The organism is Mesorhizobium sp. M1A.F.Ca.IN.020.06.1.1, assembly GCF_004023265.1.
Lineage (GTDB): Bacteria > Pseudomonadota > Alphaproteobacteria > Rhizobiales > Rhizobiaceae > Mesorhizobium.
In genome coordinates this window covers 1-8921 of sequence record NZ_RZSR01000139.1, presented here as the reverse complement: position 1 = coordinate 8921, position 8921 = coordinate 1, and the positions used below count along the sequence as shown (strand labels likewise).

Below are 8921 nucleotides of genomic sequence, written 5' to 3'. Positions count from 1 at the left end.
CTATCCTCCATGCGACAGGCCGTCCGCGATGTTCCTGGAATGGAGGTCATCGACGAAACCGCCTTGTCGACATTCTCCTTCGCAAAGTTCCTGATGTGGAAGGACCTTGTCGAGCGAACCGATGCACTGCGACAGAACAGGGTCGTTCGCCATCTCATCGACACGCCAGAGCAGGCGTTCGAGAGCTCGGGTGGTCAGTCAGCCTTTCGTGATGAGGCCGAGCTGGACCGCGCTTACGAACCCTCCGCCATCATAAGCCTCCTTCCCCTCGATTCATCGCAGACCGCCGCCAGCCTGGCGGCAGCGGAGGGGCGCGACTTCGTCATCGTCGGGCCGCCCGGGACGGGAAAAAGCCAGACGATCGCCAACATGATCGCCAACTGTCTGGGGGTAGGCAAGACCGTCCTGTTCGTGGCGGAAAAGACGGCCGCACTCGATGTCGTCTACCGCCGGCTGCGGGAGCACGGACTTGGAAACCACTGCATAGAGCTGCACTCGAACAAGGCCGATCGGAGACGTTTTCTGACGCAACTGAAGGCTTCGTGGGAGCACGGAGGTAAGGCCGACGCGTCTCAATGGATCACCGTCAACGAGCGGCTTCGCCTGCGTCGGGATGAATTGAATGCCTATGTCGAGGCGCTTCACAAACGGTATCCAAACGGATGGACGCCCTATCTGGCCTTGGGCACAGCGCTTAACTCGAACGACCAAGTTGCGCCGACATTCTCGTGGCAGTCGTCCGATGGGCACGATGCGCAAACTCTTCTTGACCTGGAGGAGCTGGCCGCGCAGGTCGGCCGGGTGTTTGCGTCGGTCGAACGTCAGCCAGCATTGGATCTGATCAATGTCGAAGAGTGGAGCAGCGATTGGCAACTAAGGTTGCTGGCCGCCGCGACGTCCCTGCACTCCGCCATCGGGCAATTGACGGCATCGATACGGGATTACCAGTCCAGTCTCGGTCTCTCGCCTAATGAGACGTTCTCGCATACGGAACTCCAGTCGCTCACAGGCCTGGCACAGGTTCTGGCACAAACGCGGAACCGCGATATCTCGATTGCGTATGACCGGGATTTCTCGACCTTCGGGGAGGCGCTTGCCAAGCTGGAACGCGCGATCGGGGGTTATCGCGAGAGCGAGCGCAGCCTCTCCGCCGCCTATGACGTCGCGACCGTCCGTGACCTTGACCTGGATATCCTGGACCGCCAATGGCGTGAGGCGATAGAATCGTTTTGGCCGAGATCGGCCCTCGGCAAGCGCAAGGTTCAGAAACTGCTTCAAAGCCGCACACAGCGTGGTACCGCGGATCCCGGCATGGACCTTCCTCTGCTCCGCCGTATGAGGGAGTTTCTGGCTCAGATCGACCAAAGCCCGCTGGCAGGCAAGCCACTACCGATCGAAGGTCTGACAACGGACGTGGCGGCTGTCGCGAGCGTACTCGAATCCGCCCGGCGTCTCCGCGCGGCACTTCGCATTCCTGGAAGGAGCCAGGACGAGTTTCGTGCCGTCGTTCGCTCAGTCGCACCGAGTTTGCGCGGCACCATTGAAATCGACCGACTGCGCGAGGCAGGTGACCGGCTGCTGGCAGCCGACACGCAGTTCGAAGCCGCGCGATCGGTATTCGGCGAGGCTTCGGCACGGGAGATTCCGGATTCCGCGGATGGTTCTAGCCTTAAAGCGCTGAGAGCCAAGCTGATTGAGCTAGCGGATGCTCGAAATCTGTTGCGCAACTGGTCGGAATGGTGCCGGGTGAAGAGGAAGGCGATCCAGCAAAATCTGGCATCGCTGGTCGAGCAGATCGAGACGGGAGCGATAGGCCCCGACCAGGCGCGACCGGCCTTCCGCGTGGGCTACGCAAGATGGTGGCTGCCGAAGGTTGTCGATGGGGACGAGGTATTACGAAACTTCCGCAGGTTCCAGCACGAGAACGCGATTACGGAATTTCGTGAGATCGACGATCTTGTGCGCACACAAGCAACCCAACGTGTGGCCAGCGCGCTCGCGCACGGGCTTCCTTCGGTACAAAGCGTCTCGCGCAATTCCGAACTTGGGTTGCTGCGGCACCAGATGGAGCTTCAGCGGCCGAGCCAGTCCATTCGGGACATGATTGGCAAGATGCCCGAGAGCTTTGCCAAGCTTGCGCCCTGCATGTTGATGTCGCCGCTTTCGATTGCCCAGTATCTTCCTCCGAACCAGGCTTTGTTCGATGTGGTGATCTTCGACGAGGCTTCGCAGATCACCACCTGGGATGCAGTGGGCGCCATAGCCAGGGCGCGGCAGACCATTATCGTGGGCGATCCCAAGCAGCTGCCGCCGACCAATTTCTTCGGCCGCAACGAAGACGACGAGGAGATCGCCGACCATGAAAAGGACCTGGAAAGCATTCTCGATGAGGCAAGGGCGTCTGGGATTCCAGTGCGCGATCTCAGATGGCATTACCGCAGCCGCAGCGAGTCGCTGATCGCGTTCTCCAACTATCATTACTACCGCAACCGCCTGGTGACATTCCCCTCGCCGGCGGTGGATGATCGCGCGGTGCGGCTGCACCGGGTGTCGGACGGAATCTACGACCGCGGCAAGAGCCGCACCAACAAGATCGAGGCCATGGCGGTCGTCAGTGAGGCAGTCAGTCGCATGAAGGGCTGGCTGGCGCTGCCGGAGAATAGCCGGCCGACGCTCGGCGTAATCACGTTCAATGCGCAACAGCAATCGCTGATCTTGGATCGTTTCGATGCTGCGCGCCGGGACCATCCGGAACTCGAATGGTTCTTTGCCGAAGACCGGGTCGAACCCGCGATCGTGAAGAACCTCGAAAACGTCCAGGGCGATGAAAGGGATGTTATTCTGTTCTCGATCACGTTCTACAAGGACGGCTCCGGAAAGCCACCGGCGATGGACTTCGGGGCTCTCAACCGAGATGGCGGTGAGCGGCGCCTCAACGTGGCGGTGACACGTGCGCGACAGGAACTCATCATCTTCTCCGGCTTTACCGCGGACCAGATTGATCCGTCGCGAAGCAAGGCGATCGCAGTCCAACACCTGAAGACATTCCTCGACTACGCCGAACGCGGCCCGATCGCTTTGCCTGCCCAGGATCTTGGATCTGTCGGCGGTTTCGATTCGCCGTTCGAGGAGGCGGTTGCCGAGCAACTGGAGCGGCGCGGATGGATCGTAGTCCCGCAAGTCGGGATTTCAGATTTCCGGATCGATCTGGGCGTCCGCCACCCGGATCTTGCAGGAGCTTATCTGGCCGGTGTGGAATGTGATGGGGCGACCTATCATCGATCGGCGACGGCAAGAGATCGCGACAAGGTTCGCGAGCAGGTTTTGACAGGGCTCGGCTGGACGATCTTGCGCGTCTGGTCGACCGACTGGTGGTTCGACGCGAAGGGTTGCGCGGAGCGCCTCAACGCAAGCCTGGAAACCCTGCTCGAGGAAAGCCGGGCACGTCGCTCCAGCGAACAGCCGGAAGAGGTGACGACACGCTGGGAAATGGGTCAGCAGGTAGAGTCGGTAATTGAAACCAGCGACCAAACGGCACTACAAATCGAGGAGCTCCCGCCCCTGCCGAACACATCCAATGTTGAGCTTGTTTCAGCGAATGTTCCAACAACTCCAGAGTCTTCGGGCTTTGCAGCATTTTCAACGATGGCGGGCCAGCCGGTCCAAGGTAATGTTGAGACAGGACGTTACCGGGTGACCGATCTCACGGTCTTTCGTGCGGACCCAGAGCAATTCTTCGAGTTCGGCTACAGGACCACGCTACAGAGCATGGTTGAGGCCATCGTCGAGACCGAAAGCCCGGTGCGGGCAGACGTACTCGCCCAACGCATTGCCCGTGCCCATGGGTGGCTCCGTACGGGTGGTCGCATTCGCGAAAGGATCGACCTGCATCTGCGGGACTTGGATCGCACACTGGAGTCGAGTGGCGAATTCATTTGGAAGAAGGGGGCAGTGTCAGACGTGCTGCCTTATCGCCGAGCAGTCAACGAAGAAGCGAGACGTTCGATCGCCGACATACCGCTGGCTGAACTGGCCTCGGTAGTGATCGACAACCGCGGACTTCTCGACATGCCCGACCCTGCACGCGACTTGGCCCACATTCTGGGAGTTGAGCGTCTTGCCTCGGTTTCGCGCGCACGGCTGGACGAAGCAATCGGCAGGGCGAGGCTGCATACCCCTGGGATTTAGTCACGAGTTGGTGCCGGTATAGACGGCTCCCCGTTGACAAGGTTGTCTGATGCATTTTGTGCTTGCTGGAGGGTGCGCCATGTATCGCGCCTGTAAGTGTGGATTTTCATTAGTTACAAGGCGCCATCAAGGTCACAGGTGACAGGTTTGCATATGCACGATGTATTGTTAGCCGGCAACACGAGAAAATATTAATGCTTGACAGTTTGGCGGTGACTTAGTCAGAGTGAAACCTGAACGGCGGGGGGCGTAAATTGACAGATCAGCACGTAGGGGCGGCAGTACGCCCTCAATCGACGGTTTGGGATGAGCTGGAATCTTGGGCGAACGGTTTCTCATCCTGGCAAAGACTTCTCCTTGCTTACGCAATACGCTATGGCACTCTTAGCACCGAGCAGATTGAGCAGGTTTATAGTATTTTCCTGCACGGATTTGGGCTGGGGGATGAACCAGATCCCAAGGTTGAGGTGCCCACAAATATTACTGGCAAAGCGAGCGGACTGGGATCCCAGAAACCCAGACTTTTGCGAATTCACGATGTCAGCGGCGTAAATGCTCTGACCGCATCTGCTGAACTGATTTTTTCGCCCCAACTTACGCTCATCTACGGTGGGAACGGCGCAGGAAAGAGCGGTTTTGGGCGCATCCTAACGAACGTGTGTTTCAGTCGCGCTCGGCACGCGATCATTCCCGATATCTACGACGGCACCGCTCCAAGAAAAGCCTCGGCAACCATCGTCTTGGTTGATCACGCCGGGAATGAAATTCCTCTCGTCTTCGATGGAACGACGGAGCATGCCGAGTTGAAAAAGTCGTTTGCTGTCTTCGACAGTTCGGTGGCCGGTAAGCATTTGACGGACACAGGGCCTCTTGGCTTCAAGCCAGCGGGCTTTGATGTCTTTCCCGAGATGGCCAGAATATATGGTGTATTGGCACAGAAACTGGCCGCAGCCGCTGAGAGACGGCCAAAGCAAAATCGCTTTGTAAATGCATTCATAGGGCACGCCACCGCAGCTTCTGCGGCTGTTGCTGCGCTGGGGCCAAAAACCGATCTGGTACCTTTACGGAAACTGGCACAGTACGGCAAGGACGAGGCGGCCCGGGTCGAGGAAATCCAGCGCTTGATCCTGGAATTGCAGTCCACCTCCCCAGAAGAAAGCATTCGACGGCTCACGGAAGCGCGCAAGTCGATCGAACTTCTGGGTGAAACCGTAAAGCAACTTCATGCGGCCTTTTCGCAGAACGAAAGGGATGGGGCGAAAAGCCTGCTCACAGAATTTAACGAAACCGCCAAGAAGGTGGCGGCAACCGGTGCGGCATCCTTCAAGTCTGACAAATTGAAGGGTGTAGGCGGCCCGGAATGGGAAAGACTCATTGCAGCGGCTTACGAGTCGGCTGCCCTTGAACACGATCACTACCCAGACGAAACCGATAGTTGTTTGCTTTGTCAACAACCGCTAGGCGACCGAGCCGTTGCGCTTTTTGCGCGCTTCTGGGAATTCGTGGACAGCCAGGACCGAACCGCGCTGGCGACCTTGGACAACCAAATCAAAGCGAAAATCAAGGGGTTCGAGAGCCTCACTCTCGATATATTCGGCGAAGACACGGTTGCACGGATTTATCTCAGAACCGCACATCCGTCACTCAGCGATCAGATTATTCAGCTGCTTGCCACCCTCAAATCAGACCGCACGGCGATCGTCGTAGCACTACAAAAGGCAGGAGAAACGTTCCCGAGCGACGGCACCGCGGATTTGACGCCAGCCTTTGAGGCTGTCGTTAGCAAAATCGACGCGGATATAGCTGATCTGAAGGTTCTCAGCGTTGCTGAAGCCGTAGCGAAGCTCGACGCTGAAAGGGTGGAGCTTCGTCATCGCGAAGTTCTGAGCAAGAATCTCAGTGATATCGAAAAGTACGTCGCGGATCTCAAATGGTGTCATCTTGCTGATTCCAAGGCGAGGCCGGCTTTGAACCCCCGCCATATCACCGAAAAAGAGGGGGAACTGTTTTCAAGGGTTATAGCAGAAACCTACAGGTCGCGTTTGGGGCAGGAATGCTCCGCGCTAGAATGTGCCATCCCGGTTGAGTTTCGCACTAAGGGACAGAAAGGACAGACAATCCGCTCGCTCGCGATCAAAGAATTCACACTAGATCAAATTCTTAGCGAAGGTGAACAAAGAGCAGTAGCCTTGGCTGACTTTTTAACCGAGGCCGCTCTCAATGAACTCAACGCCGGCCTGATTTTTGACGATCCCGTTAACTCTCAGGATCATCAGCGAAAGGAGCGCATCGCGGACCGGCTGGTTGAGGAAGCGAAGAGCAGGCAGGTAATCATTTTTACACACGATCTTTTGTTCTTTACTAAGGTCTGCAGCGCGGCGGAGAAGGCCGACATTGAGCCGGTGACCCACTGGATTCAGAGGGGCGCCAAAGACAAAACGGGGTTCGTCAGCCTCAACGATGCACCAATTTCCACCCCCCAATATCTCAAAACCAAGCTTGCTGAGGAAACTTTGGCCCAGGCCCAACAACTCCTGGGCTCGGCGCGGGTCGACCTGGTGCGCAAGGGCGCTGGTCAACTGCGACGCACAATCGAGGAGGTGGTGCCGCACCTGCTACTCAAACAGGTGGTGAAGCGTTGGGATGATCGCATAATGGTAACGGCGCTTCGTCGCGTCATGTGGGATCAGGCTCTCATTGAAGAAATTATTGAGGTATTCGAGCTGTGCTCTGCCATCATGGAAGGCCATAGTCACACAGAGGCGGGCACCGAAGCTCCCCCGACCATCGAAAAGCTGGGGCAGCTTGTCGAGCGGGCCAAGGCGATTATCGCCAAGGCAAAACCGGATAGACCTAAGAACTAACAGTTTCAGTCACAGGGTCGTTAATGCAAGCTTGCGGAAAATCGCAATCTGGCCCTTATAGTTCGCTAACAAGCGAACTTTGCGTATTGGCTACCTGTTGATAGTTTGCTGGAATTTCTCAATCTTGGAAAGTATGTCGTCGAATGACGGCGGGGTGTCATCGAACATCATCGGCGCCATTGCCCGATAGTCGCTCTGAAATCGTTAATGCGGGCCTCGCTTGGAATCAGCCGCAAAGTGCCTGGATGCGTCATATCGTAGTTGGCCCAGCCCGAGCGAAAGAACGTCGCCTTGTGCTTTGCCACGGTTGCCAGCAGCTCGAGATCAGCGACGGCGGCCTTACCCTCGTCGGAGTCGAGCATCATGGCGAGGTCGTAGTAATGGCGTGAGAAATATTGCGGGGTCACCGACGGACGATGGGCCTCGCGTGCAATGCGGTGGCTTTTTCCCAGAAGGTCCGCCGTGCAGACAGGACCGTGACGGTCGTATCCGGGTCTTCGAAGAAATCGGGAAAATCCTCAGCCGCGCAGCCGCGTAGGGGTGAAGAATTTTCTTCTCGGCGGGCCAAGGATCGCCGCGGGTGCCGAGCTCAAGCCTAACCAGTGGCGTGATGTACGCGATGCCTTGATACTCGCCCGTCGCAAGCGCGACCGGGTAGCGGAAGTTCAATGTCTGCGCGTCGGCTTCATCGATCAAGAGCAGCCACTCGTCGTGCTGCGGTTCCCCGAGCTTTTGGCCGATCGCGGCACGAAGGGCGGGAAGCAGCCTGCCGGCGATATGCTTCTCGACATCTCCCACCAGGTCGTCGATGAGTTGACCTGACTTTTCCGGCTGATGCCCTCCTTTTCTGGATCGCGATCACCTGTGTAGCCAAGCGGGGCCCGGTCGAACGACAAATCGATGTCCTCGGAGAAACGGCGGATAATGCCCAGGGCCTTGGACAGGGACGTTCCGCCTTTGAAAGACCAGGCTGGCTGCAGCGTCCTCCGAAAGATCGAACAATCGTTTCAAGGTCCAGCAGACCCACAAGTCCTTCTCGATGATCGTGTTGGCAACGCCGCGCCCGGCGCCGGTTTCGCCAAAGAGTGCTGCCCGATCATTTGCCGGGAAGAAGAGCAACCTTATCCATTCGCCGGGTTCGACACTGTGTTGGCGATCGAGATCAGCGTCGGATGCATCCAGGCGGGAGCCTGAACTACGTTGGACGCGAGTAGCTTCTTGTCACTCGCCGACAGCCGACGCGCGGCGAGCTGGGCTACGTCGGAGGCCCGCACCGGCCCGACATGGCGAAGAGCTTGGACAACGGTTCCGGCAGGACTGCCCGGTGCGATCAGATGCTTGGGCGAAGCGTGACGCAGATCAACCACGCGCTTGCCCAGCACGACCCGGCGCGAGGGCCCGTCCGTCAGATAAAGGCTCTTTGCTGGAACCTGCGTCGAGAGACCGAGCGCATTGGCTGCGTGGGCGCCGGCGATCTGCGCTTTTGAACCAGTCTCCCGCGCGAGCGCACGCGCGACGTCGTCGGGAACCGGTGAAAGCTGACCCACCTTAGGGTGCACCTTCGGATAGTCGTAGAGGCCACGCGCCAAGCGCCGAAGTTTTCCACGCTTGACCAAGCGGGAGAGGACCTGATCGATAGCAGCTCGCCCTGAGCGTCGGCCTCGTGCGGAGTTTGCGACAACGATGTCGAGATTGTGCCGGCCTCAGACCATTTGGCCGCGGCATAGCCGTCCTGGCGACCGAAGGGGTTCGGTCGGCCAAGCTCGGCCTGTCGGGCGAAATGAGAAATTGAGGGGGGGTCAAAATCCTCACTTCGCTTGACACCGCCAAGACCAGCCATCGAGCCCTGTCCTGCGATCATCGCCAGAA

The 8921-nt window shown here is 58.2% G+C and carries 4 protein-coding genes and 2 pseudogenes; 3 read left to right on the top strand and 3 right to left on the bottom strand.

What is annotated here, in order from left to right; genetic code table 11:
* Together EOA60_RS08970 and EOA60_RS08965 are read left to right on the top strand one after the other, a co-directional pair.
* On the top strand, positions 1-4188 hold a 4188-nt coding region (locus tag EOA60_RS08970; RefSeq protein ID WP_128311256.1), incomplete at its 5' end, for a DUF3320 domain-containing protein.
* A gap of 254 nt (positions 4189-4442) precedes the next feature.
* A complete protein-coding gene (locus EOA60_RS08965; protein ID WP_128311254.1) occupies positions 4443-7052 on the top strand; it encodes an AAA family ATPase in 2610 nt (869 codons plus the stop codon).
* 167 nt (positions 7053-7219) lie between these two features.
* On the opposite strand, the gene EOA60_RS39660 is transcribed toward EOA60_RS08965, so the two are convergent.
* Positions 7220-7417 (bottom strand): hypothetical protein, encoded by a 198-nt coding sequence (locus EOA60_RS39660; protein WP_281060374.1) that lies wholly within the window; start codon positions 7415-7417, stop codon positions 7220-7222.
* A 175-nt stretch (positions 7418-7592) separates the two neighbouring features.
* On the opposite strand from EOA60_RS39660, the gene EOA60_RS39850 reads away from it, so the two are divergent.
* Complete coding sequence (locus tag EOA60_RS39850) at positions 7593-7874, top strand: hypothetical protein (RefSeq protein WP_348627460.1); 282 nt, start codon at positions 7593-7595, stop codon at positions 7872-7874.
* 62 nt (positions 7875-7936) lie between these two features.
* Here EOA60_RS39850 and EOA60_RS39645 read toward each other — a convergent pair.
* Together EOA60_RS39645 and EOA60_RS08955 are read right to left on the bottom strand one after the other, a co-directional pair.
* Positions 7937-8181: pseudogene (locus EOA60_RS39645) on the bottom strand (nucleotidyl transferase AbiEii/AbiGii toxin family protein); the annotation flags it as partial.
* Positions 8174-8698 (bottom strand): annotated as a pseudogene (locus tag EOA60_RS08955) (DUF6088 family protein); the annotation flags it as partial. The pseudogenes EOA60_RS39645 and EOA60_RS08955, both read right to left, overlap by 8 nt.
* Positions 8699-8921: the final 223 nt, after the last annotated feature.

Excerpts from the sequence above, each read along its gene's own strand:
- EOA60_RS39660 (WP_281060374.1), bottom strand. The coding sequence starts at position 7,417 with ATGATGCTCGACTCCGACGAGGGTAAGGCCGCCGTCGCTGATCTCGAG.